Genomic DNA, 23,753 nt, shown 5'->3' on the forward strand with positions numbered 1-23,753 from the left:
TCTGAGAGCGGATTCGGGGATAGATTCGCTTCCATGTCCTCGAGTCGTCCCACTGTCTGCACGATCACCGCGCTTGCCGTCGCACTCCTCGTGCTCTCCGCCTGCACTCCCGATCCGAATGATCCGGACCTGCCGCCCGAGGCGGATCTGCAGCTGACCCCGCACGGCGATGCGGGCACGTGGCTCGACGATGCGTACGCGGCCGGGTTCGTTGACCAGTACGCGACGCCGAACGAGGTCTGCGCCGTGACCGACGATGTGGTCGTCGAAGTCGAACGAGGCATCGGCGGTCGCGCGACGGTGATGGGCAGACAGCTGCGCGGCGGGGGGATCCTCTGGGAGATCGACGATGCGACCTGCGGGCGGGGAGCTCTGCTGCCGGAGAATCCGGAGTCGACGGTCCCGGCCGCCGCCTCGGCGAGTGTCGTCGTCGGGACGCAGTGGCTGAGCGCGAAGCGAGCCTGGAGCCTCTACGACCCGGCGACGGGAACCGAACGGCAGGCACTCGGATTGGGGGCCGCGGTCTCGAGCGTCCGCCCGCTGGCTTGGGCGGGTGCCGGCGTCGTCGTCCAGACGGATAGCAACGACGTCGTCGGCCTCGAAATGGGCACCGGCGGGGAGCGCGGCGACGAGGTCTGGCGTCAGCCCATCGCCTCGGGCGCCGAGGTGACCGTGCTCGGCGACGATCACCTCGGCGTCACCCAGGTGTCGGTGAACCGGGTGTCGGTCATCGACATGGCGGCCGGGGAGAACGTCCTCTCGAAGCCGGTGCCCGACGCCTCAGAGATCACGTGGGCAAGCGACGGATATGTGGAGAACGTCCAGGAGACCGACCCCGAGTACGCGTACTTCGACCTGCGCGGCAACGAGATCGACCGGACGAAGGGCGTCTCGCAGTACCCGTTCGTCCCGTCTCCCCGCGACGGGGTGACCTTCCCCATCGCCGACCATCGGAAGGCGGGCACCGTCGTCGGCGTGAGCGCCGCCGGGACGCCCGCCCTCTTCCAGGACGAACGGCAGCGCGACTTCACGCAGGCCGGTGAGATCGAGGACCTTCCGGGCAGCATCATCGGACTTCTGGGAGTGAGCGCCGACGGCTCGCTGCTCCTCTTCGACCGGGGACCCGACGGCCTCGTCCTCCTCGACGAGACGGGTGCCGAGGTCGGTGAATGGCCGCTGGGGTACTCGGAGCTGCGGATCGAGTCCGGCCTCATCATCGTCTCTGGCACCTCGGGGACCGCGGTGCTCCTGCCGTCAGCCTGAGACGGTCTCGCCGCGTCAGGGCCGCGCAGTAGGGTGGGTCCATGCCCTCCGAGTCCGCGCCGACGCCTGCGTGGACGGTACTCGGGCGCGCGGAATCGGAGGCGGACGCGCCCATGATGCGCGACCACCGGGTCACGGTCGTCGACCTCGGACCGGACGGTGAGGAGATCGGGAGGACGACCCTCGCCGAGGCGGCCCTGCCCGACCTCGTCCGCGACCGTGAGGGCGGTGCTGGGTCGGGAGCCCCCGAGGGGGCGGCCTCCTTGTCAGACGGACGGTCGACGCCACCGCCGAGGTGGGTCGTCAGCGACACCCCGAAGTGGTATCCGGCGCTCCTCGCGGCAGGGGTGCGCATCGACCGCGCCCATGACCTCCGGCTCGCCCATGCGATCCTCGCCCGATCCTCCCTCGTCACCGACCGCTCGGCACTCACCGCGGCAGACGAATGGGACGCGGGGCCCGTCACGGCACCCGCCGTCGGGCAGGCCGAGACCCTCTTCGACGTCGCGGGAGGACGCGGACGTCCGAAGGAGGTCCCGCACGGCATCGACGCCGCGCTCACCGAATTCGCCCGCCAGCAGGCGGCGCTCGAGACGGCGACCGACCCAGGGCGGCTGCGGCTCCTCCTCGCCGCGGAGTCCGCGGGCGGCCTCGTCGCCGCGGAGATGCACGCGGCCGGCGTGCCGTGGGACGTGACCGAGCACGAGCGGATCCTCGAGGACCTTCTCGGGCCGAGGCCCGCCGCCGGGGCGAAGCCTGCGAAGATGCTCGCCGCCGCCGAGGAGGTCCGCGCCGCCCTCGACGACCCGCGGGTGAGCCTCGACTCCCCGACCCGACTGCTCACCGCCCTGCGCAACGCAGGGATCAACGTGTCCTCGACGGCGAAGTGGGAGCTCGCTGAATCCGACCACCCGGCGATCGAACCGCTGCTCAGATACAAGCGGATGGCGCGGCTGCTCTCGGCCAACGGCTGGCACTGGCTCGCCGAGTGGGTGGCCGAGGGCCGCTACCGTCCCGTCTACGTCCCCGGCGGCGTCGTCACCGGCCGGTGGGCGGCGAGCGGCGGCGGGGCACTGCAGATCCCGCGCCAGCTGCGCCCTGCGCTGCGCGCCGATCCCGGGTGGCGGCTCATCTCCGCCGACGTCGCCCAGCTCGAACCCCGGGCGCTCGCCGCGATGTCCGGCGACCGGGCGATGGCCGAGGCCGGGTCCGGCCGCGACCTCTACTCCGGTCTCGTCGACGGGGGCATCGTCGCCACGCGGCAGGAGGCGAAGATCGCCGTCCTCGGCGCGATGTACGGGTCGACGACCGGGGAAGCCGGGCGCCTCGTGCCCCGACTGCGCCAGTCCTTCCCCGCGGCGATGCATCTCGTCGACTCCGCCGCCGAGGCGGGACGGACCGGGGGAGTGGTGACGACGTGGCTCGGGCGGACCTCCCCGGAGCCCGGTGAAGGCTGGCGCCGGGTCCAGTCCCGGGCTGACCAGGTCGATGCGACCACCGCCGATGAGAACCGCGCGCGCCGGGCCGCCGGCGACCAGGGGCGCTTCACCCGCAACTTCGTCGTCCAGGGCACCGCGGCTGAATGGGCGCTCGCGTGGCTGGCCGACCTCCGGCAGCGCCTGGCCCGGCTGCCTACGGTCGAGGACTCGCCCGCGACCGCCTCGGGTCCGGCCTTCTCGCGGCGCGCCCACCTCGTCTTCTTCCTCCACGACGAGGTCATCGTCCATGCCCCGGAGGCGCACGCGGACGCCGCAGCGGACGCGATCCGGGAGGCGGCCGCCTCGGCGGGCAGGCTCCTCTTCTCCGGTGCCCCCGTCGATTTCCCCCTCGACCTCACGATCGGGGAACGGGCGGCGGCGAAGTAGGGACACGGGCCTTGACGCAGGGGGACATGTCAGCGGCAGGATGTAGTGTGTGCGGAGTCCGCACTCATCCCTGTCTCGAGCACTGGAGGAACCCATGTCGATCACCGTCAAGGCACTGCAGAAGACCGGACCTGATCAGCCGTTCCGCGTCGCCGAGATCGACCGCCGCGACCCGCGCCCCGACGATGTCGTCATCGACATCAAGGCCGCGGGCATCTGCCACAGCGACATCCACACGATCCGCAACGAGTGGGGCGAGGCGAGCTTCCCGCTCACCGTCGGCCACGAGATCGCCGGCGTCGTCTCCGCTGTCGGATCCGAGGTCACCGAGTGGAAGGTCGGCGACCGCGTCGGCGTGGGTTGCCTCGTCAACTCGTGCGGCGAATGCGCCGAATGCCTCGCCGATCAGGAACAGAACTGCCTGCGCGGCAATGTCGGCACGTACAACTCGACCGACGTCGACGGCACGATCACGCAGGGCGGCTACGCGGAGAAGGTCGTCGTCAACGAGCGCTTCGTCCTCCGCATCCCCGACGGCCTCGACTTCGACGTCGCCGCCCCGCTGCTGTGCGCGGGCATCACGACCTACTCGCCGCTCCACCGCTGGGGTGCCGGCGAGCTCAAGGACGGGGCGCCGAAGAAGGTCGCGGTCCTCGGGCTCGGCGGGCTCGGGCACATGGGTGTGCAGATCGCCGCGGCAATGGGCGCCGAGGTCACCGTGCTCTCCCGGAGTCTGAAGAAGGAGCAGCTCGCGATCGACCTCGGGGCCACGCGGATGCTCTCGACAGCGGAGGAGGACTTCTTTTCCGACCACCGCGGCGAGTTCGACCTCATCCTCAACACGATCAGCGCGGACATCCCCGTCGATAAGTACCTGCGGCTCCTCGCTCCGCGCGGGGTCATGGCCGTCGTCGGCCTCCCGCCGGAGAAGCAGGAGCTCTCCTTCGGTTCGCTCATCGGCGGCGGCAAGGTGCTCGCCGGGTCGAACATCGGCGGCATCGCCGAGACCCAGGAGATGCTCGACTTCTGTGCCGAGCACGGCATCGCCGCCCAGATCGAGACGATCGGGATCACCGAGGCGGATTCGACCTACGACCGGGTCGTCGCCGGTGAGGTCTACTTCCGCGCCGTCATCGACATCGCGACCCTGAACGACGCCGAGGTGGAACCCGCACTCTGAGGCTGGGGCGCTTCGGCGCCGGAGTGCCGGTCAGAGCCTTCAGCGCCGATTAGAGCAGCGTCGCCGCCGACGCGAGGAGGGCGAAGGCGGCGACGATGACGGCGACGCGGACGATGTGGAGCCGGTCCCACCGCCCGATCTGCTCTCGCCAGTCCGCGGGATGGGACTCGGCGCTCCACGTCCGGGTGCGGTTGTTGATCGGGACGAGCAGGGCCACAGACATGATGACGCTGCCGGCGAGCAGCACGGCGGCAATACCGGCCGTCCCCGCCGATGCCGAGCCCCAGGTCAGCGCCGCGAACGCGCCCGTGAGCACGAGCGAGGCGATGTACCACACGGGCATCACCGCCCCGAGCATGCGGGCACCGTCGGCTCGGGCCGTCAGCGACGGGCCGGCGGGCAGGCGCAGGGTGATCGGATTGACGACGACGGCGACGGCGAGCTCGACGCCGACCATGATGCCGACGATCGTCGTCGCGAGGATTCCGAGAATGACGTCCACGGTGCGGTCCTTCCAGTGACATGTGCTGGTGCTGGTGTGATCGCGTGTGCTGGTTCGGGTTCGCGCTCGTGTGCTGCCTCGAGTGTTCTTCGGCGCCTTCGACCGAGCCATGCTCACAATCTAGCAATGCTAGGAATTCTATCATTGCTAGAGTAGGGCGGGACGGACAGCGGCGCAAGGGAATCGAGGGAGGCTGGCGGTGACGGACAGACAGACACGACTCGACGAGCGGCGTGCCGCGATCCTCGCGGCCGCCCGCACAAGCGCGGACTCCTCAGGCTGGTCGGCGGTGACGACTCGGCGCCTCGCCGAGGCGATCGGCTATTCGCAGCCCGTCCTCTACGGCCACTTCCCCGGAGGCAAGGCCGAGATCATGCGCACCGTCGCCCTCGACGGGTTCACCGACCTGCGGCAGCGGTGCCAGGCGGCGATCGAGACGGCGGGCGCTGAAGCTAGACCCGATTCGCGTGGGGTCGTCGAGGCGCTCGCCCACGCCTACCTCGATTTCGCCGACGCGCACCCCGCCGTCTACGAGGCGATGTTCGCCGAGCCGATCGGCGCGCGCTTCGCCGAAGCGGACAACGAACCCGAGCTCAGGGACACCTTCACGGTGCTTGCCGACGTCATCGGCGAGGACACCGCGACCGAGGTCTTCTGGGGTGCCCTGCATGGGATGAGCCTGCTCGAGCGCGCCGGACGGATGAAGACCGCGGACCGGGCTCGGCGGGTCGCCGACCTCAGCGCGCGCTTCGCGTGAGGCCTCGTGCCGTTATGCGCCGGGGCGGACCGGACCCAGAGGCCCGCCCGGTCACCGGTCCGTCTCAGGATCGGCCCGTACTCTGACGGGGATGAGAGGCTATAGGCAGCGCGTGCGCACGGTTCCTATGGGCCTGCTCATCCTCTACACCGCGTTTATCGCCCTCATCACCCTCACCCCGCAGCAGCTCGACACGTCGCCGGGGTCACCGATCGCCCGCCTGCTCGCCTTCTTCGCCTCCCATGAGGCGACGGAGTGGCTGAGCTACGAGCGGGTGGAGATGCTTGCGAATGTCGGACTCTTCGTGCCCTTCGGGTTTCTGCTCGCATTCCAGCTCGGCGTGCGGCGCTGGTGGATCGGCTGGGTGGCCGGTGCCGCGTTCACCTGCCTCATCGAGGCCACGCAGCTCACCCTGCTCTCCCCGACGCGCTTCGGAACGATCAGCGACCTCGTGACGAACACGCTCGGCGCCGGGCTCGGAGCCGCGCTCGCGCTCCTCGTCATGCTCCTCCTGCCCAAGCGCGTCGAAAGGGAGCCCGCCGAATTCGCGGTGCGGTGAGCCGAGCTGACTCATGTCGCAGAGGTCAGCCCTTGGCGCCCTCGAACGAATCGATGCACCGATCGAGAGCCTCGCCGAGGCGTCGCCTGGCCTGCGGATCGAGTCCGCTGACCATGAGCGCTTCGACCTCCTCGACGCGCACGACCGCCTGAGCGAGGAGGTCCTCGCCCGCGGGGGTCAGCGTCGTCGGACGCGACCGTCCCGTGTCGACCGTCTCCGGACGGGTGACGAGCCCGCGGTCCTGGAGCCCGCGCAGGAGCGTATTCATCGCCTGCCGGGTGACGAACGCGCCGCGGGCGAGATCCGAGTTCGACGCCCCCGGAGTCCGCTGGAGCAGTTCGAGACACGCGTACTGGGGAATGGAGAGCTCAAGCGGACGCAGGACGTCGTCCATGTGCGCGCGCAGCAGAGACTGCAGGTGCTTGAGCTGATACCCGATCTTCGATTCGAGGCGCGGAGACTCTTGACTCATGTCAATATTCTGACATACATTCGCAGTGTCAGAAACCTGACATAGGAATCGAGTCGGTGCGAGAACGGAGCCGTTCGAGACACGAGAGAGGACAGAGACCATGGATGTCACAGGAGTTGATTTCGTCGCCCTGCAGGTCCGCGACGTCGAGGCGTCGGCAGAGTTCTACACCGGCCGGCTCGGCCTCGAGCGCGCCGACGCCAGCCCGCCCGGGGCCGTCGTCTTCCAGACGACGCCGATCCCCTTCGCCGTGCGCGAGCCCCTGCCGGGGGTCGATCTCGACGCGGTCGAGCGGCCAGGAGTCGGGGTGGCGCTGTGGCTGGCCTGCGAGGACGCTGCAGGGTTGCATGACTCCCTCGCCGAGGCGGGGGTGCCGATCCTCCGGGAACCGGCCCCGAGCCCGTTCGGGCTCACCTTCACCTTCGCCGACCCTGACGGCTACGCGGTCACCGTCCACGAGGCGTCACCTCGGTGAGGGGAGGTAGGACTCAGTCGGACTCGCTGCGCGCGGTCGATCGGGGCTTCGGGACCCAGCAGGCCACCTCGGCGGAGTAGTCGTCGAAGTCGGCACCGAAGCGGTCGCGGAGGTCGGCCTCCTCGAGGGGGCGGACCATCCAGTTCCACAGCAGGGACCCGGCCAGGGCGTAGGCGATGACGAGCCATGAGTCGATGAACATGCCGATCGCCACGCCCTGGGCGACCCCGGCGACGGCCATCGGGTTGCGGAGGAAGCGGTAGGGGCCGTCGTCGACGAGACGGTTGGGCATCTCCGCGGGCAGGGGCGTGCCGCCGCCGTAGCGCGCCATCGTCACCGCCGCCCAGATGCCGAGTGCGCTCGCGAGGACGAGGAGGGCGAAGCCGGCGAGGACGACGAGGACGGGGAACTTCACCTCGAGGCCCCAGCGCTCCCCGAGCGCGGAGATGATCCACGGGAGGATGACGAGGAAGACGCCCCAGAAGCACACGAGCTGGATGCCGGTGCGCATGAGCAGGGAGCGCTCGTCCTCGGTCCGGGAGCTCGAGAACGCGAACGGACCGAAGAGGAGCCGCTCGGTCGGGACGCGGCCGGCGAGCATGAGGGCACCGGCGATCGTGCTCGCGACAGAGGCGGCGATCATGGCCACGGCACCGAGGCCCGCCTCGGTGGTCACCGTCGCGTAGACGGTCATGCCGAGCGCGACGAGGATCGTCCAGGGGACGACGACCCACACGGCCAGGCGGACGCCGAGGGCCACGGCCGCGGAGGCGAGAACGAAGAGTGGGATGTCGAAGACGGCGACGACGACCGGCTCGAGGGACCCGAGCGTCGCGGTGCGGATGCCGGGGACGGTGAAGACGCCGAACCACCATGCGGCCCCGGCGAGGGCCTGGAGGGCGAACCAGATCCGGGCATGGGTACGGGTGAGCGGCAGGTCCGTGGAGGGGCGGGTGTGCGGCATCGTCAGCTCCTCACGCCTCGATCGTGCCGGTGATGCGCACCGTCGTCGGGCCGCCGACCCAGATCGACGGGGCGGGGGTGGGGGCTGTTTCGGTGGGGGCTGCCTCGTCGGGGTTCGGGTCTGAGTCGCCCGGGGTCGGGCGCTCGGACCTGATGCTGATGACCCCGGCGCGGCCGATCGCGGTGCCCTGGGTGGCGGTGTAGGAATCGGGGACGAGGCCCTGCCCGATGAGCCACTGCGCGACCGAGGCATTGAGGCTGCCCGTGACGGGATCCTCGGCAACGCCGACGCCGGGGACGAAGGCGCGGACCTCGTAGGCGTGTTCGGAGCCTGCCGGGTGGGCGCCGACGACGCCGAGCTTCGTGTCCGGGATCGCCGAGAAGTCGGGGGTGAGGGAAAGGACCCTCTCCGCGGAGTCGAGGCGCACCGCCGCCCAGCCGGGACCGTTGTCGACCCACGCGTGGTCGAGGATCTCGGTCCGGTCGATGCCGAGCGCCGAGGCGATGGCTGCGACGTCGTCGTCGGCGAGCGGTCCGGAGCGGAGGAGCTCGGGAGCGGCGAAGGAGAGGTCGGCGGTGGTGGTCGTGCTGCTGTCGGGGCCGCTGCGGCGGAGGTCGACGAGGCCGACGCCGCACTCCTGGACGACCGTCGTCTCGCTGTGCGGGGTGCCGCCGGCGGCCAGCCATGCCGCGGCCGAGCCGAGCGTGGGGTGTCCGGCGAAGGGCAGTTCGCGGGAGGGGGTGAAGATCCGCAGGCGGTAGTCGGCCCGCTCATCGGTGGGCGGGAGGACGAACGTCGTCTCCGAGAGGTTCGTCCAGTTCGCGATCTGTGCCATCTCGTCGTCGGTGAGTCCCTCGGCGTCGAGGATCACGGCGACAGGATTGCCTCGGAAGGGCTCGCGGGAGAAGACATCGACCTGGGCGAACGCGCGACTGCGGGGCATGGGGGACTCCTCATCGTCATGGCTGACCTGTTCCCATCGTAGTGGGGCAAGCTCCGCGTTCTCACACAACCCCCGAGGCTCCGACGCAGAAAGGGGACTTGTCGGTCAGATCTGCTCGTTTCGGCCTCGCCGACAGAGCTGCCCGCCCGACCTGTGGACAGCCTCCCACCGAGCTGAGCGCGCCACTCAGACTCCGTTCCTAGACTTGGGCGCTCAGGACTGGGCCCGGACTCGGCGCTCAGGACTGGGCCGGGACGGGGCGAGCGAGGATCGACGAGGTGACGATGGATCTCAGGCAGGGCGTGGAGACGTGGTGGGAGGCCATCACGTCCGGATTCGGGCGCGGGGACGGACTCGAGCTCGGGCCGACGCAGCTGCTCATCATCCTCGGCGTGCCTCTGATCATCACGATGACGCCGGCGATCTGGCGGTTCTTCGGGCTCTTCGTCACCTTCGTCCACGAGCTCGGTCACGCCTTCGCGGCGCTGACGACCGGACGGGTCGTGCGCGGGATCTCGCTCAACTTCGACCACTCGGGGCAGATGAACTCGTTCGGTCGGGTCGGCTTCTCCGCGACATGGGCGGGATTCTGGGGATATCCGGCACCGGCGGTGCTCGGATTGGTCCTCATCATCTCGGCGATCTACGGCTGGGCACCGCTCGCGCTCTCACTCGGGGCACTCGTCCTCCTCATCGCGCTCATCTTCATCCGCAACGTCGCCGGCGTCGTCATCGCCGTGTGCACGGCCGTGGCCGCGCAGTTCCTCGTCGTCTTCCTGCCGCCCGAGTGGATCGCGGTCTTCGTCGCCGGGCTCGGCGTCGCGCTCGCCCTCGGCTCGCTCAAGGACCTCGTCAAGGTCATCCGCGTCCACACCCGCCGTCGGAACGTCCAGCAGTCCGACGCGTTCATCCTCAGCCGCGGCTCCGCGATCCCCGCGGGCGGCTGGCTCACCCTGTTCGCCCTCGTCATCGTCGGGTGCGCGATCGGGTCTGGACTCCTCCTCTACTCGGCGTTCGTCGTCTGATCCCCTCGCCGAGGCGGGGCTTGCCCCCGAATCCCGACCGTCGTCGGGATCCCTGGTCAACCGGGGTTCCACCGGACTGGATCTTCCCGGTGATCCGAGTTTCCTCAGGCGCCGGAGTTCCCAAGGAGCCCTCGTTCCCTAGGACCGGGGTTCCGCGGGTGGCCGGAGGTCCCAGGGCCGCCGAAGATTACAGGGCGACCGGGCGACCGCAGTCACTGGGGACCGGGCCACCCCAACGGCGGTGCACGATTCGTGCGGGCGGGCACAGCCGCCTCGGCGAGGGGATGCTCCACCTCCCCGCCTGGACGGTCGGCAGGGACCGGTGCACGGAACCCCCGCGTACGGCGCCCACGGTGGGATGACAGAATCGGACTATGGATCTGAGCCCGAAGTTCGCTGCCGTGCTGTTCGACTGTGACGGCGTCCTCGTCGATTCCGAGAGCATCACGAACGAGGTGCTGCGCGGGATGCTCGCGGACATGGGATGGGACCTGACCCAGGAGGAGGCCGTCGCCCGGTTCGTCGGCAAGATGCTCCGCGACGAGGCCGACGTCATCGAGGAGCACACGGGCGTGCGGATCGACGCCGACTGGCTCGCCGACTTCCGACAGCGACGCAACGTCGAGCTCGAGGCCCGCCTCGAGGCGATCCCCGGCGTCGTCGACGCCGTGCACATCATCGAGAAGGCCTACCCCGGCAGGCTCGCGTGCGCCTCGAGCGCCGACCGGCCCAAGATCGAACTGCAGCTGAAGAAGATCGGCCTCTACGACGTCTTCAAAGGACGGATCTTCTCCGGCATGGAGCTGCCGCGGTCGAAGCCCGCCCCCGACGTCTACCTCGCCGCCGCGCATGCGCTCGGAGTCGACCCCGCCGAGGCGGCCGTCATCGAAGACTCCCCGACCGGCGTCATCGCGGGGCGGGCCGCCGGATCCTACGTCTTCGGCTTCTGCCCGCCGTCGCCCGTGCACCAGACGCCCGAGACCCTGCTCGCCGCCGGCGCCGACGCGACCTTCGACTCGATGGCGGAGCTGCCGGGGCTGGTCACGCGCGAGGGGTGAGGGCGGGGACTGGGTTTCCCACCTGTCCGCCTCTGATTCCAGAACGGCGAATTGCACTCTGGGCTGCCGATTCAGCCTGCTCGGCCGTGCAGTCGGCCCGTCCTTTCAGCCTGCCGATAGGTTGCCCCAGCCTGCCGATTGGCAGCCGAAAATCACTGAGCTTCCGAAATTCAATGAATTCGACGTTCGAAGAGATTTCGAAAAAAGGATTGACACGATTTGTGACGTGACCTACACTGGAATCAACGATCCACACTGAAGTGGAAAGGCAGGTGACCGGCAGTGGAGGACCCTTCGAACCCTGATGGGGCCGCTTGCGATGCCGCTGGTGGTGACCAGCCGAATCAGCCGCGCACTCCTCGTTTCGATGTCGACCCCGATTCCCCGTTCGCCGACGCCCTTTCTGTCTACACCGCCTGTGACCGCGCGCATTTCGACGCGATGCGGACCACTGCCGGGCTGTTCCTCGACGAAGTCATCGAGCACCTCCGCCTCCTCAATCCCCGGCCCGATGAGCCCTATGCACATGCGTCGTTCATCGACACCGCCCACAGGTATGAGGTTCCCGAGAGCGACGAGCTCGAAGGCCCTTCGAACAGTGGTGCGTCTGCGGAGGCTGTGACCGACGAGGGTGAGTCCGCGAACTCCGATGTCCGTACCGACGAAGCGGAGTCCTCGAACGCGGACAGACCCACCGATGCCTCCCCCGACGAAGCAGCTGTCGGCGCTGCCGGCGAAGCAGCAGTCTCTGCAGCAGGACTCGGTGGAGCAGGACTCGGCGCAGATTCCCCGGAACCCGAGCATCTGCCGGGGTTCCCGCGGTTTCGGCCGGACTCGACGTTCTACAACTGGGTGCACATGTACTCCCACACCGAGGACCTTGCCGAATTCGCCACCGTCCTCGGCGCGACGACCTCGCGCACCTACAGCCACGTGACCGCGTCGATGATCCTTGTTCACGGGCTGCCGCAGTTCTATCAGCGCTGCCTCGACGGCGAGTTCACCATCGAACACGTCAACGTCGCGACGCGGCTGTGCCAGGACGTGCGCTTCGCACTGCTGCCGAACATCGACGACTACCTTGCCGGGAGGCGTGCCGACATCACCCCGGAGACGTTCGCGAAGTCCCTGGGCACACGGATCAATGCGATCCAGCCCGAACCCGATCGCACGAAGACGGCGCACGAGAAACGACGGGTGTCCATTACGACGTATCCCGACGGGACTGCCAGCGTCTCCCTCGTCGGACCCTCGGCCGACCTGCAGGCCTACTATCTGCGGATCGAGGCATTCGCGAAGGCGATCCGCAACGGCAACACGGCCTGTTTCGCCGACCAGCTGCCCGAGGGTGCCGTCATCGAAGACGATCGTGCGATCGACGCGCTGATGTTCGACATCGCCACATGCACCCGTCCCCAGGTCCGCATCGAAGTCCTCGCGGAAGACACCGAAACTGGGGCGACGACGACTCGGCAGATCCCGCTCGACCTCGAGCACGTCCGCAGCGTCGACGACATCGATGATTCCATCGCCGAGGCGGTCGACACCGCCACGAGCATCCCGGCCGGCAAGAGCACCGCTTCGGTCGGCGGCGGAACCGGGGACGGGGCCGAGGACGACGCCCGGGCCGGCGCTGACGGACTCCGCGCTGACGGACTTCCCCATGACGGTTCCGGCAGACTTGCCGAGTCCGATGGCATCGTCGCCGAGGATTACGAGCTGGACTCCGGTTCGGTCGTCGATCGCGACGAACAGGGTCGCAGTCGCATCAAAGTGCTCGTGTCGATGCCGACGGGTCCGTACTGGTTCGGCCTGCAGGCGAAGATGATCACCACCGTGCCCTGTATGACTCTTCTCGGACAGTCCGACCTGCCCGGCGCCTTCTCCGATGGGTCGCCGATCCCGGCGGAGACGGCGAGGGCGATCGCTGGCCAGTGCTCGACCTGGACCAGGATCCTCACCGATCCTGCCACCGGTACTCCCATCGACGCCAAGGCCAAGAGCTACTACATCCCGCAGTCGGTGCGACAGACGCTGGTGACGAAATGGCAGAGATGCACGATGCCCGGCTGTCGACGGCGAGCGGAGTCCTCCGAAGTCGATCACATCATCCCCTACAACCACGACGATCCGGCCACGGGCGGACTCACCGTGTTCGGCAACCTCCACCCGCTGTGCAAGAAGGACCACCAGGCGAAGACCGACGGGAAGTACTCGGTGAGCATGGACGAGAACGGCGTGCTGGAGTACCGATTCCCGCACGGAATCAGGGCGACGGTGGCTGCAGGGGACAACCCTGTCAACATCGAGAACGCTCGGCTGATGGGTGACGCGGCTCGGTTGATGGGCGACGGGGCTCAGAGCGTGAGCGGGAACGTGGGAGACGCTCCAGCGACAGACGATGGCGCGGGCACTTTTTCGGAACGAGGCAGCAATACGGGCGGCGACGGTGGCTCGGAGCGCGACAGTGGCTCGCATAGCGATGCAGTCACTCCTGTGCCGGAACCGGGTGACATCATGTTCGCTGAGGAGTGCCCTGGGCCCGAAGGAAGCGTCGGCTCTCCAGGCTGGGTGAGCGCGCCGGAAATCTCCCCGTGGCTGCTCCGGTGCCGTGAGGGTGAGGACTCAGACGATCCGACCATGGCGCACACGAACTCCCAGGAGCGAAACTCCCGGAATCCTGGCCCCAAGAATCCGGGCGCTCGAAAGTCGAACCCACAGAACTCGAAGGTACGGCGCTGGGTCTGGGACAACGGCGAACCCCCGCCGTTCTGACCGGCCTGTTCCTCAGTCTTTCGACCAGGTCCGCTTGGCCACCCACTCCCACGACTACTCGATAACCGGGTCAGATAACCGCATGACCGCACGACCCCCAAGACCACTCAACAGAGGATGGCCCAGTCAGACTGACTGGGCCGTCCTTCTCTGCACCGCTCTCCACCTTCGACAGGCTCACCGACCCGGTCTGTCAGCGGTCGGGCGTCTCCGTTCCCGTCTCCTCGATCACCCGGCGGACATCGTCACGGGTCTTGACCTCGCCGTTGCGGACCGCCTCGGCGATCTTCTCGTGCTGGTCGTCGGTGACGACCGGGACCTCCTCACCGTTGCAGTCGACGATGCGGCCGTCCTTGATGGTGTCGCCCTCGGCGAGGATGGCCTCGTGATCGAGCAGGCGCTGCAGGTCCTCCCTGCGGACCACGCGACCGGTGCCGGCGACGAACACCGAGCGATCGGAGCGGTCCTTCGACTTCGCGCCGATGTGGTTGAAGATGAGGTTGAGGAGGACGGCCATGATCGTCGCGGACGAGATGCCCGAGTGGAGGATGATGCCGACCCACGACGGGAAGGCGTTGTAGAACTCCGGCGCAACGACCGGGATGATGCCGAACGCGAGCGACACCGCGACGATGATCATGTTGAGGTTGCCCTCGTACTCGACCTTCGACAGGGTGCGGATACCCGACGCAGCCACGGTTCCGAAGAGGACGATGCCGGCGCCGCCGAGGACAGGGGAGGGGATCGCCGCGACGACCCCGCCCATGACGGGCAGCAGACCGAGGACGACGAGGATGACGCCGCCGGCCGTGACGACGAACCGCGACTTCACGCCCGTGATCGCCACGAGACCGACGTTCTGTGCGAACGCCGACTGGGTGAACGAGTTGAAGACCGGGGACACGGCGGAGGAGAGCATGTCGGCGCGCAGGCCGTTGGCGATGCGCTTCGAGTCGACCTTCGTCTTCACGATCTCGCCGACGGCGATGATGTCGGCGGTGGTCTCAGCGAAGGTGACGATGATGACGATGAACATCGAGATGATCGCCGCCGCGGAGAATGTGGGCATGCCGAACGCGAAGGGCTCGGGGAAGGCGAAGACGCCGCGATCGAGCACGTTCGAGAAGTCCGCCCAGCCGAAGATCAGGCAGACGATCGTGCCGACGACGATCGCGAGGAGGATCGACAGCCGCGAGATCATGGCGACCGGGATCCTGCTGAGCAGGAGGACGACGGCGAGGGTGCCGACGGCGATGAGGATGTTGCGCATGCTCCCGTAGTCGGGGGCCTCGGCGTTGCCTCCCATCGCCCAACCCGCGGCCACCGGCATGAGCGAGAGACCGATCGTCGTGATCACCGTTCCCGTGACCACCGGTGGGAAGAACTTGACGATGAGCGCGAATCCCGGGGCGACGATGAGGCCGATCGCCGAGGCGACGATGACCGCTCCGAAGACCTCCGGCAGACCGTCGCCTCCCGCGAGGATCGCCGTCATCGTCGCGACGCCGGCGAACGACACGCCCTGGACGAGCGGCAGCTGCGACCCGAAGAACGGCACGCCCCACGACTGGAGGATCGTCGCGAGGCCGCCCATGAACAGACACGAGGCGATGAGCACGCTGATGCCGCTGTCGTCGAGTCCGGCGGCCTTGCCGATGATGAGCGGCACGGCGATGATCCCGCCGTACATCGTGAGGACGTGTTGGAACCCGTAGGCGAACGACGTCCCGACGGGAAGTCGCTCGTCCTCGGGGCGACGCTGCTTCTGCTGTGACTGCTTGGACACCGACATCTGCTTCTCCATTGAATTCCTGCCCGCTGATCCGGGCCCCCGGACGCGAGCCTGAGTATCCGGACTCGAACCGGAGCGGTCGGATGTCAGTCCGACCTCCATGAGCTCGCCAGCGGCTTCCACGGAGCCGAGACCTCACCTGCGAGGGGTCGGCACCTCTGCTCATCATCATTCGATTCTCGGGAACAACTTCCAAGATGTGAAAGAAAGTTTCCTTATCGCAGAACACTAGGCGAAGTGAACGGCGATGGCAACTCGAATTCGTGATCCGGAACACATGCTAGAGTGCAGTCTTGTCGGTGTGCCCCGCGGGCACAAATCGCACGCGGTTCGGACTCCCGTTCGGACTCGGATCGAGGCCTGCGAAGAGGGACTGCGCACCGACCGGCGGAGCAGCAGACGCCGTGAAACCTGAGCTGGCGGCGATCGCCCCAGCGCAGTCGCCGCGACTGCGGGCGGGCCGTGGCCCACCTGAGAGCACACGCACGAGAGGCGACGCAGATGTCCAGAATCTGGCTGCGCAATCCCAAAGCCGTCCACCTCGGCCGCAATACTGACGCGACCGCCGACGGTGGGATCGTCATCGACACTGAGACCGGGACGATCGTCGAGCTCGTGCCGGCCGGCCGCGAGCCTGTGGGCGGTAGGCCCGTGGACGATGGGGCATCGAGCAGCGGCCCCGCCGGAGCCTTCGACGAGATCATCGACGTCAGCGATCACGTCATCACCCCGGGGCTCATCAACACCCATCACCACTTCTATCAGACGCTCACCCGCGCGTGGGCTCCCGTCGCCGACTTCCCGCTCTTCGGCTGGCTGACGAACCTCTACCCCGTGTGGGCGCGTCTGACTCCGCAGGCCCTCGAGCTCGCGACCACCGTCGCCCTGGCCGAACTCCTCGAATCCGGCTGCACGACTGCCGCCGACCACCACTACCTCTTCCCTACGGGCATGGACGACGCGATCGACATCGAGGTCGAGGCCGTCCGCCGCCTCGGCATGCGCGCGATGCTCACCCGCGGATCGATGTCCCTCGGCGAGGAGGACGGAGGCCTTCCGCCGCAGCGGACCGTCCAGGACCCCGAGGTCATCCTCGCCGACTCCCGCCGCCTCGTCGAAACCTACCACGAGCGCGGTGCCGGCGCGCAGGTGCAGATCGGCCTCGCCCCGTGTTCCCCGTTCTCGGTGACCACCGAGCTCATGCGCGAGTCCGCGGCGCTCGCCGCCGACCTCGACGTCCGCCTCCACACCCACCTCGCCGAGACCCTCGACGAGGAGGACTTCTGCCGCGAGCGCTTCGGTCTGCGCACCGTCGACTACCTCGACTCGGTCGGCTGGCTCGGCGATCGCACGTGGCTCGCCCACGGAATCCACTTCGACGACGAGGAGATCGCCCGCCTCGGCGCGGCCGGCGTCTCCGTCGCCCACTGTCCGACCTCGAACATGCGCCTGGCCTCGGGCATCGCCCGCGCCGTCGAACTCGAGGACGCGGGCGTCCACGTCGGCCTCGGCGTCGACGGCTCTGCCTCGAACGACGCCTCGAACCTCATCCGGGAGGTCCGGCAGGCCCTCTACCTCCAGCGTCTGCGCTACGGCGCCGAGGCGGTCACGTGCGAGCGCGTCCTCGACTGGGCGACCGCGGGTTCGGCGGCAGCGCTGGGCCGCGACGACATCGGCACCATCGCGGTCGGCAGGCAGGCCGACCTCGCGCTGTTCCGCCTCGACGGCCTCGCGTTCTCCGGCTCCCATGACCCGATCCCCGCCCTCGTCCTCTGCGGCGCGGAGAAGGCCGACCGCGTCATGGTCGGCGGGCAGTGGCGCGTGATCGACGGTCACGCGATCGGCGCGGACGGGCAGGCGCTCGACAAGGAGGCCCTCATCGCCGCCCACCGGGAGGAGGCACGCCGGCTCGTCAGCGGGTGAGTCCTGCTCACCGCTCCTTTGTCGAGCCGTTCCCCTCGAGGAATCCGCGCAGGAGCTGCTCGGTGCCCTCGGCGTGCTGGGCCGCCAGCGTCGCCGCCGCCTCGGCGTCATGGTCGAGGATCGCTGCGACGAGCTGCTGATGCTGCGTGCACGAATGCTCGACGTTCGTGTGGATGAACGGAATCCGATCGAGCAGCGCATTGATCCGGTCCCGCGTCGTCGCCGCGGCATGCGCGAGCGACGGGATGCCCGTGAGCTCGGCGATCGTCAGATGGAAGCGGGCATCGAGGGCGCGGAACTGCTCGATGTCCTCGGCCGAGGACCCCAACGGCATCCAGCAGCTCCGCTCCGCGGAGATGAGCCTCTCCCGCTCCTCGGCGCCGAGTTCGCGCTCGGCCACGATCCGTGCCGCCGAGGTCTCGAGGATGTGCCGGAACCGCACCGCATCATCGAGCTCGCCGAGGTCGACCCCGGCTCCCGTGTCCGCGCTCGGCAGCCGGGTGACGAAGGCACCTCCGTACCGGCCCCGGCGGACGTCGACGACGCCGGCCGTCTGCAGTTCGCTCAGCGCCTGGCGCAGGGTGGCCCGTGAGACGTCGATCCGCGCGGCGAGCTCCCGCTCGGGCGGCAGCTTGTCCCCGACGAGGTATTGGCCGAGGCGGATCGCGCGCAGCAGCTCGGCGATCGTGTGTTCGAAGACGTTGCCCCCGCGCATCCGGGCAGGGCGAGTGGGGGAGTCAGCGGCGCTGGGCTCCTCGTCCCCGTCATCGGCAGTCCGTTCCACGCTCAAACCTCCTCTCACCTCGACTTCCCTCTGCGGCCTCGACGGAGCTCGTCTCGACCTTCGGCAGATCCTTGACACCGTGATCTGGGTCATACTACATTCGACCCCAGCCAATGGTCTGATTGTGATCCATTGAACGTGATGGGGCGGATATGAGCAAGAACATCGAGTACGGCAACGTCGACGAGAACTACCTCGAGAAGCGGCAGCTGAAGAAGGGCGCGGCCGGGTGGATCCTGCTCGCCGGCCTCGGCGTCGCCTACGTCATCTCCGGTGACTTCTCCGGCTGGAACCTCGGCCTCGCCGAAGGCGGCTGGGGCGGTCTCCTCATCGCCTTCCTCCTCATGGGGCTCATGTACGTGTGCATGGTCTTCGGCCTCGCCGAGCTCTCCTCGACCCTGCCGACCGCGGGCGCCGGCTACGGATTCGCCCGCCGCGCGCTCGGCCCGCTCGGCGGCTTCGCCACAGGCATGGCGATCCTCATCGAGTACACGATGGCTCCGGCGGCGATCTCGACGTTCATCGCCGGCTACGTCCAAGCCCTCGGCATCCTCCCCGAATCCGTCCCCACGTGGACGATCTACCTCGCCGCGTACGCGATCTTCGTCGGCGTCCACCTCTGGGGCGTCGGCGAGGCGCTGCGGCTGATGTTCGTCATCACCGCGATCGCCGTCATCGCCCTCATCGTCTTCGTCGTCGCCGCGGTCGGCCACTTCGATGCCGCGAACCTCTTCGACATCGAACCGACGACCGCTCTCGGCTCGAGCGCGTTCCTGCCGATGGGCTTCAGCGGTCTGCTCGCCTCGCTCGTCTTCGGCATCTGGTTCTTCCTCGCGATCGAGGGCGTGCCCCTGGCCGCCGAGGAATCCGCCGACCCGAAGCGCGACATGCCCCGCGGCATCATCACCGCGATGGCGATCCTCGTCGTCTTCGGCGCCCTCATGCTCCTTCTCGTACCCGGCATCGGGGGCTCGGCGGCCATGGGCGAATCCGACAACCCGCTGCCCGAAGCGCTGCGCTTCGTCTACGGCGAGAACTCGTGGCTGGCGACCTTCGTCAACTGGGCAGGCCTCGCGGGTCTCATCGCGAGTTTCTTCTCGATCATCTTCGCCTACTCCCGCCAGCTCTTCGCCCTCTCCCGCGCCGGTTACCTGCCCAAATGGCTCTCCCTGACCGGCAAGCGCAAGACCCCGGTCCTCGCGCTCATCGTCCCCGGCACGATCGGCTTCCTCATCGCCGTCCTCTCCGGCGGCAACGGCGGAGTCCTCCTCAACGTCGCCGTCTTCGGCGCCACCGTCTCCTACGTCCTGCTCAACCTCTCCCACATCCGGCTGCGCTTCAAGGAGCCGGACCTGCCTCGCGGCTACCGCACCCCCGGCGGTGTGGTGACGACGGGCATCGCACTCGTGCTTGCCTCGGTGGCCGTCGTCGCGACCTTCTTCGTCGACATCCTCGCCGCCGCGATCGCCGCCGGCGTCTTCCTCATCGCGCTCGCCTACTTCTGGTTCTACTCCCGCCACCACCTCGTCGCGAGCGCACCCGAAGAGGAGTTCGCCCAAATCGAGGCCGCCGAGAGCGAACTCAAATAGACAGCGGACTCGGACAGACAGCGGACTCAGACAGATCCTGACCACCTCAACGACCGACGAGACAGCACGCACAGAGAACTGAGGTACCACCGATGACACACCTGACCACGCCCTCCGAGGCCACCCCCGCCGAGGCGGCAGCCCCTGCCGATGTCGCCCCGGCAGCCGCCTCGGCGCCCACGACGGCACACGCCCCGCAGCGGACCACCCGCGGATCCCTCCAGGCGAAGCCGCTCACCCTCGACGAACTGCGCCGACTCACCGAGGCCGGAGAGATCGACACCGTCGTCGTCGCCGTCACCGACGCCCAGGGACGCCTCCAGGGCAAACGGCTGGGCGCACAGTTCTTCCTCGACGACGTCGCCGGGCACGGCTCCGAGGCCTGCAACTACCTGCTCGCCGTCGACGTCGACATGAACACCGTCGACGGCTACGAGATGTCCTCGTGGGAGACCGGGTACGGCGACATGGTCATGCAGCCCGACCTCGCGACCCTGCGCCTCATCCCATGGCAGCCGGGCACGGCCATGGTCAACTGCGATCTCTTCTGGACCACCGGCGCCGAGGTGACCGCCTCCCCCCGGCAGATACTCAAGAAGCAGCTCGACCGCCTCGCCGAGGCGGGGATGAGCGCTCACGTCGGCACCGAACTCGAGTTCATCACCTTCGATACGAGCTACGAGGACGCGTTCGCCTCGAAGTACCAGGGGATGACCCCGGCGAACCAGTACAACGTCGACTACTCCCTCCTCGGCACCGCTAGGATCGAACCGCTGCTGCGCGACATCCGCAACTCGATGGCCGGTGCCGGCCTCTACGTCGAGGGAGCGAAGGGCGAGTGCAACTTCGGTCAGCACGAGATCACCTTCCGCTATCAGCAGGCGCTCAAGGCCTGCGACGACCACGCGGTCTACAAGAACGGGGCGAAGGAGATCGCCGCCCAGCACGGCAAGTCGATCACCTTCATGGCGAAGTACGACCAGAAGGAGGGATCGTCGTGCCACATCCACTTAAGCTTCCGATCCGCTGACGGCGACATGGTCATGGCCGGCGACGGTGAGCACGGCTTCTCCCCACTCATGGAGCACTTCATCGCCGGCCAGCTCGCCTGCATCGAGGACTTCACGTACTTCTTCGCCCCGAACATCAACTCCTACAAGCGCTTCGTCGAGGGCTCGTTCGCCCCCACCGCCGTGGCCTGGGGCTTCGACAACCGCACGTGCGCGTTCCGCGTCGTCGGCTCGGGGCCGTCCCTGCGCGTCGAATGCCGGGTCGGCGGCGCCGACCTCAACCCCTACCTCGCCGCGGCCGCCCTCATCGCCGCCGGCCTCCACGGGATCGAGAACGAACTCGAACTCCCGCCGATCACTGAAGGCAACGCGTACACGACCGATGCGAAGCGCCTGCCGACGACGCTCACCGGGGCCCGCGACCTGCTCGAAACCTCCGAGATCGCCAAGGCGGCCTTCGGAGACGACGTCGTGCGCCACTACGTCCATGCCGCCGATGTCGAACTCGACGCCTACAATGCGACCGTGACCGACTGGGAGAGGATCCGTGGCTTCGAACGACTCTGAGAGGGCAGGCGCCGCCCCGGTCATCGCGATCACCTCGTACATGCAGCAGGCCCAGTGGGGAGTCTGGGACGCCGAGGCGGCCCTCATCCCCGCCGACTACGTCCGGATGGTCGCGGGGTGCGGGGCGATCCCCGTCCTCCTGCCCCCGCACGGGCAGACGCCCGAGGTCCTCGACCGCGTCGACGGCCTCCTCATCGCAGGCGGTGCCGATGTCGCCGCCGAGGCGTACGGGCAGACCCCGCACGAGCGCACCGGCTCCCAGCCCTTCCGCGACGAGTCCGAGTTCCTCCTCTTCCGCGGGGCGCGGGAGCGCGGGCTGCCCGTCCTCGGCATCTGCCGGGGCCTCCAGGTCATCACCGTGGCCACCGGGGGCACCCTCATCCAGCACCTGCCCGAGGTCGTCGGGCACTCCGACTACCAGCCGAGCCCCGGCGTCTACGGCGAGGTCGCAGTGACGACGGAGCCGGGCACCCTCGCCCGGGCCATCCTCGGGGAGTCGGCGACGGCACCCTGCTATCACCATCAGGCCGTCGACCGCCTCGGCGAGGGATTCGTCGTCACCGCCCGCAGTCCCGAGGGACTCATCGAGGCCATCGAACCCGACCCTGCCGACTCTGCGGAGACCGGCGAGGACGGGTGGCTGTTCGCGGTGCAGTGGCACCCCGAGCACAACCCGGACGACGCCCGCGTCGTCTCAGCCCTCGTCGACGCGGCGAGGGAGCGGATGAGCGGGACCGGGGTCCGCCTCGGCGAGAGGATCACAACGTGAAGGAGAGCAGTGACGTGAGTACGTTCACCGTCGTCAACCCGGCCAATGAGGAGGCGATCGCCGAGGTGGAGCTCGCCGATGTCGACGCCACCGACGCCGCAATCGCGAAGGCGCAGACGGCCTTCGACGAGTGGCGGAAGGTCGCCCCCGGTGACCGGGCGCGGCTGCTGCGGCGCTTCGCCGACGCTGTCGACGGGGCGATCGACGAACTCGCCGCCCTCGAGGTCGCCAACGCCGGGCACACGATCTCGAACGCGACGTGGGAGGCGGGCAACGTCCGTGACGTCATCGAGTACTTCGCGGCGATGCCCGAACGCCTCTTCGGCCGGCAGATCCCCGTCGACGGGGGAGTGAACATCACCTTCGCCGAACCGCTCGGGGTCGTCGGGGTCATCGTGCCGTGGAACTTCCCGATGCCGATCGCCTCGTGGGGGTTCGCCCCCGCGCTCGCCGCCGGCAACACCGTCGTCCTCAAACCGGCCGAGATCACCCCGCTCACGGCGATCCGCATCGGCGAACTCGCCCGCGAAGCCGGGATCCCCGAGGGTGTGCTCACCATCATCCCCGGCAAGGGATCTGTCGTCGGCGAACGCTTCGTCACCCATCCGGCCGTGCGGAAGATCGTCTTCACCGGCTCCACCGAGGTGGGCAAGCGGATCATGGCCGGCTGTGCGGCGCAGGTGAAGAACCTCACCCTCGAACTCGGCGGCAAGAACTCGAACATCGTCTTCGACGACGCCGACATCGCCGCCGCTGCGGCCGCGGCCCCCGGGGGCGTCTTCGACAACTCGGGACAGGACTGCTGCTCTCGCTCGCGGCTGCTCGTCCAAAGGGGGATCTATGACGAGTTCATGGCCGCCCTCGAGGAGTCCGTCGGAGACTTCGCCGCCGCCGATCCGACGCTTCCGGACACGGCGATGGGACCGCTGGTCACCGCGGCGCACCGGGACAAGGTCGCCTCCTACGTCGCCGCCGGCGAGGTCGCGTTCCGGGGAACGGCACCGGAGGGACCGGGGTTCTGGTTCCCGCCGACCGTGCTCACCCCGGCTTCGACCTCCACCGCTGACTTCACGGAGGAGATCTTCGGTCCCGTCCTCTCGGTCGTGCCCTTCGACACCGAGGCCGACGCCCTGCGGATCGCCAACGACACCGAGTACGGGCTCTCGGGCTCGATCTGGACGAACAGCCTCGACCGGGCGATGCGGGTCTCCCGCGGGGTCGAGGCCGGGAACCTCTCGGTGAACTCGCACGCCTCGGTCCGGTACTGGACGCCGTTCGGCGGGTTCAAGCAGTCCGGGCTCGGCCGCGAGCTCGGCCCCGACGCGGTCGCGTCATTCACGGAAGTCAAGAACGTCTTCTTCGCGACCCGGCCGGGGGAGTGAGCCGGGCTCGGCGAGTGAGGCTCGTGCGTCCGGCACACTCCGAGCCCAACTGACCCACCGCATCATCTGATCCACCAACTCAGACACATCACCAAGGAG

20 protein-coding genes are annotated in these 23,753 nt (G+C 68.6%); 14 read left to right on the plus strand and 6 right to left on the minus strand.

What is annotated here, in order from left to right:
• Positions 1-33 precede the first annotated feature (33 nt).
• The 3 genes from BC102111_RS10040 (at position 34) to BC102111_RS10050 (ending at position 4,308) form a co-directional block, all read left to right on the plus strand.
• A complete protein-coding gene (locus BC102111_RS10040; RefSeq protein WP_101624234.1) occupies positions 34-1,263 on the plus strand; it encodes a hypothetical protein in 1,230 nt (409 codons plus the stop codon).
• A gap of 41 nt (positions 1,264-1,304) precedes the next feature.
• Positions 1,305-3,128, plus strand: coding sequence for a bifunctional 3'-5' exonuclease/DNA polymerase (locus BC102111_RS10045; protein ID WP_063248774.1), 1,824 nt, complete (start codon positions 1,305-1,307; stop codon positions 3,126-3,128).
• 94 nt (positions 3,129-3,222) lie between these two features.
• Positions 3,223-4,308, plus strand: coding sequence for an NAD(P)-dependent alcohol dehydrogenase (locus tag BC102111_RS10050; protein WP_063248773.1), 1,086 nt, complete (start codon positions 3,223-3,225; stop codon positions 4,306-4,308).
• 49 nt (positions 4,309-4,357) lie between these two features.
• On the opposite strand, the gene BC102111_RS10055 is transcribed toward BC102111_RS10050, so the two are convergent.
• A complete protein-coding gene (locus tag BC102111_RS10055; RefSeq protein WP_179952601.1) occupies positions 4,358-4,810 on the minus strand; it encodes an anthrone oxygenase family protein in 453 nt (150 codons plus the stop codon).
• Positions 4,811-5,009: 199 nt separating this feature from the next.
• Here BC102111_RS10055 and BC102111_RS10060 point away from each other — a divergent pair, with 199 nt between their 5' ends.
• Together BC102111_RS10060 and BC102111_RS10065 are read left to right on the plus strand one after the other, a co-directional pair.
• Complete coding sequence (locus BC102111_RS10060) at positions 5,010-5,567, plus strand: TetR/AcrR family transcriptional regulator (protein WP_063248772.1); 558 nt, start codon at positions 5,010-5,012, stop codon at positions 5,565-5,567.
• Positions 5,568-5,658: 91 nt separating this feature from the next.
• Positions 5,659-6,126 carry a VanZ family protein gene (locus tag BC102111_RS10065; RefSeq protein WP_205772186.1) on the plus strand — a complete coding sequence of 156 codons (468 nt, stop codon included), beginning with the start codon at positions 5,659-5,661 and terminating at the stop codon, positions 6,124-6,126.
• Positions 6,127-6,151: 25 nt separating this feature from the next.
• Here the strand turns inward: BC102111_RS10065 and BC102111_RS10070 are convergent, their stop codons facing one another.
• Complete coding sequence (locus BC102111_RS10070; protein WP_063248770.1) at positions 6,152-6,598, minus strand: MarR family winged helix-turn-helix transcriptional regulator; 447 nt, start codon at positions 6,596-6,598, stop codon at positions 6,152-6,154.
• Between the two features lie 100 nt (positions 6,599-6,698).
• Here BC102111_RS10070 and BC102111_RS10075 point away from each other — a divergent pair, with 100 nt between their 5' ends.
• Positions 6,699-7,073 (plus strand): VOC family protein, encoded by a 375-nt coding sequence (locus tag BC102111_RS10075; RefSeq protein WP_063248769.1) that lies wholly within the window; start codon positions 6,699-6,701, stop codon positions 7,071-7,073.
• A 13-nt stretch (positions 7,074-7,086) separates the two neighbouring features.
• On the opposite strand, the gene BC102111_RS10080 is transcribed toward BC102111_RS10075, so the two are convergent.
• Positions 7,087-8,037 (minus strand): methyltransferase family protein, encoded by a 951-nt coding sequence (locus BC102111_RS10080; protein WP_101624235.1) that lies wholly within the window; start codon positions 8,035-8,037, stop codon positions 7,087-7,089.
• Positions 8,038-8,047: 10 nt separating this feature from the next.
• Positions 8,048-8,980, minus strand: coding sequence for a PhzF family phenazine biosynthesis protein (locus tag BC102111_RS10085; RefSeq protein WP_101624236.1), 933 nt, complete (start codon positions 8,978-8,980; stop codon positions 8,048-8,050).
• Between the two features lie 284 nt (positions 8,981-9,264).
• Between BC102111_RS10085 and BC102111_RS10090 the strand changes: the two genes are divergently transcribed.
• From BC102111_RS10090 to BC102111_RS10100, 3 genes are all read left to right on the plus strand, one after another.
• Positions 9,265-10,005, plus strand: a complete 741-nt coding sequence (locus BC102111_RS10090) for a M50 family metallopeptidase (RefSeq protein WP_101624237.1) — start codon at positions 9,265-9,267, stop codon at positions 10,003-10,005.
• Positions 10,006-10,379: 374 nt separating this feature from the next.
• A complete protein-coding gene (locus BC102111_RS10095; RefSeq protein WP_009379795.1) occupies positions 10,380-11,063 on the plus strand; it encodes an HAD family hydrolase in 684 nt (227 codons plus the stop codon).
• A gap of 441 nt (positions 11,064-11,504) precedes the next feature.
• Complete coding sequence (locus BC102111_RS10100; protein WP_101624238.1) at positions 11,505-13,838, plus strand: HNH endonuclease signature motif containing protein; 2,334 nt, start codon at positions 11,505-11,507, stop codon at positions 13,836-13,838.
• Between the two features lie 193 nt (positions 13,839-14,031).
• Here BC102111_RS10100 and BC102111_RS10105 read toward each other — a convergent pair whose 3' ends face one another.
• Positions 14,032-15,642 carry a nucleobase:cation symporter-2 family protein gene (locus BC102111_RS10105; protein ID WP_009379791.1) on the minus strand — a complete coding sequence of 537 codons (1,611 nt, stop codon included), beginning with the start codon at positions 15,640-15,642 and terminating at the stop codon, positions 14,032-14,034.
• A gap of 489 nt (positions 15,643-16,131) precedes the next feature.
• On the opposite strand from BC102111_RS10105, the gene BC102111_RS10110 reads away from it, so the two are divergent.
• Complete coding sequence (locus BC102111_RS10110; protein WP_101624239.1) at positions 16,132-17,553, plus strand: 8-oxoguanine deaminase; 1,422 nt, start codon at positions 16,132-16,134, stop codon at positions 17,551-17,553.
• Between the two features lie 7 nt (positions 17,554-17,560).
• Here the strand turns inward: BC102111_RS10110 and BC102111_RS10115 are convergent, their stop codons facing one another.
• Positions 17,561-18,337: a FadR/GntR family transcriptional regulator gene (locus BC102111_RS10115; protein ID WP_232252529.1), complete on the minus strand. Its 777-nt coding sequence runs from the start codon at positions 18,335-18,337 to the stop codon at positions 17,561-17,563.
• Between the two features lie 152 nt (positions 18,338-18,489).
• Here BC102111_RS10115 and eat point away from each other — a divergent pair, with 152 nt between their 5' ends.
• The 4 genes from eat to BC102111_RS10135 all read left to right on the plus strand — a co-directional run bounded on the left by eat (position 18,490) and on the right by BC102111_RS10135 (position 23,654).
• Positions 18,490-19,926: an ethanolamine permease gene (gene eat, locus BC102111_RS10120; protein ID WP_101624241.1), complete on the plus strand. Its 1,437-nt coding sequence runs from the start codon at positions 18,490-18,492 to the stop codon at positions 19,924-19,926.
• A 92-nt stretch (positions 19,927-20,018) separates the two neighbouring features.
• Complete coding sequence (locus BC102111_RS10125; RefSeq protein ID WP_101624242.1) at positions 20,019-21,503, plus strand: glutamine synthetase family protein; 1,485 nt, start codon at positions 20,019-20,021, stop codon at positions 21,501-21,503.
• On the plus strand, positions 21,484-22,272 hold the full coding sequence (locus tag BC102111_RS10130; RefSeq protein WP_101624243.1) for a gamma-glutamyl-gamma-aminobutyrate hydrolase family protein: 789 nt from the start codon (positions 21,484-21,486) through the stop codon (positions 22,270-22,272). The genes BC102111_RS10125 and BC102111_RS10130 overlap by 20 nt, the downstream gene beginning before the upstream one ends.
• A gap of 14 nt (positions 22,273-22,286) precedes the next feature.
• A complete protein-coding gene (locus tag BC102111_RS10135) occupies positions 22,287-23,654 on the plus strand; it encodes an aldehyde dehydrogenase family protein (RefSeq protein ID WP_101624475.1) in 1,368 nt (455 codons plus the stop codon).
• Positions 23,655-23,753: the final 99 nt, after the last annotated feature.

The organism is Brevibacterium casei CIP 102111 (assembly GCF_900169275.1).
Classification (GTDB): Bacteria; Actinomycetota; Actinomycetes; order Actinomycetales; family Brevibacteriaceae; genus Brevibacterium; species Brevibacterium casei.

What these genes read in the sequence shown, in the direction of transcription:
- BC102111_RS10050 (WP_063248773.1), top strand. Translation starts at nt 3,223, where the DNA reads ATGTCGATCACCGTCAAGGCACTGCAGAAGACCGGACCTGATCAGCCG.
- eat (WP_101624241.1), top strand. Translation starts at nt 18,490, where the DNA reads ATGAGCAAGAACATCGAGTACGGCAACGTCGACGAGAACTACCTCGAG.
- BC102111_RS10085 (WP_101624236.1), bottom strand. Translation starts at nt 8,980, where the DNA reads ATGCCCCGCAGTCGCGCGTTCGCCCAGGTCGATGTCTTCTCCCGCGAG.
- BC102111_RS10105 (WP_009379791.1), bottom strand. Translation starts at nt 15,642, where the DNA reads ATGGAGAAGCAGATGTCGGTGTCCAAGCAGTCACAGCAGAAGCAGCGT.
- BC102111_RS10075 (WP_063248769.1), top strand. Translation starts at nt 6,699, where the DNA reads ATGGATGTCACAGGAGTTGATTTCGTCGCCCTGCAGGTCCGCGACGTC.
- BC102111_RS10095 (WP_009379795.1), top strand. Translation starts at nt 10,380, where the DNA reads ATGGATCTGAGCCCGAAGTTCGCTGCCGTGCTGTTCGACTGTGACGGC.
- BC102111_RS10110 (WP_101624239.1), top strand. Translation starts at nt 16,132, where the DNA reads ATGTCCAGAATCTGGCTGCGCAATCCCAAAGCCGTCCACCTCGGCCGC.
- BC102111_RS10125 (WP_101624242.1), top strand. Translation starts at nt 20,019, where the DNA reads ATGACACACCTGACCACGCCCTCCGAGGCCACCCCCGCCGAGGCGGCA.
- BC102111_RS10080 (WP_101624235.1), bottom strand. Translation starts at nt 8,037, where the DNA reads ATGCCGCACACCCGCCCCTCCACGGACCTGCCGCTCACCCGTACCCAT.
- BC102111_RS10070 (WP_063248770.1), bottom strand. Translation starts at nt 6,598, where the DNA reads ATGAGTCAAGAGTCTCCGCGCCTCGAATCGAAGATCGGGTATCAGCTC.
- BC102111_RS10100 (WP_101624238.1), top strand. Translation starts at nt 11,505, where the DNA reads ATGCGGACCACTGCCGGGCTGTTCCTCGACGAAGTCATCGAGCACCTC.
- BC102111_RS10065 (WP_205772186.1), top strand. Translation starts at nt 5,659, where the DNA reads ATGAGAGGCTATAGGCAGCGCGTGCGCACGGTTCCTATGGGCCTGCTC.
- BC102111_RS10040 (WP_101624234.1), top strand. Translation starts at nt 34, where the DNA reads ATGTCCTCGAGTCGTCCCACTGTCTGCACGATCACCGCGCTTGCCGTC.
- BC102111_RS10090 (WP_101624237.1), top strand. Translation starts at nt 9,265, where the DNA reads ATGGATCTCAGGCAGGGCGTGGAGACGTGGTGGGAGGCCATCACGTCC.
- BC102111_RS10045 (WP_063248774.1), top strand. Translation starts at nt 1,305, where the DNA reads ATGCCCTCCGAGTCCGCGCCGACGCCTGCGTGGACGGTACTCGGGCGC.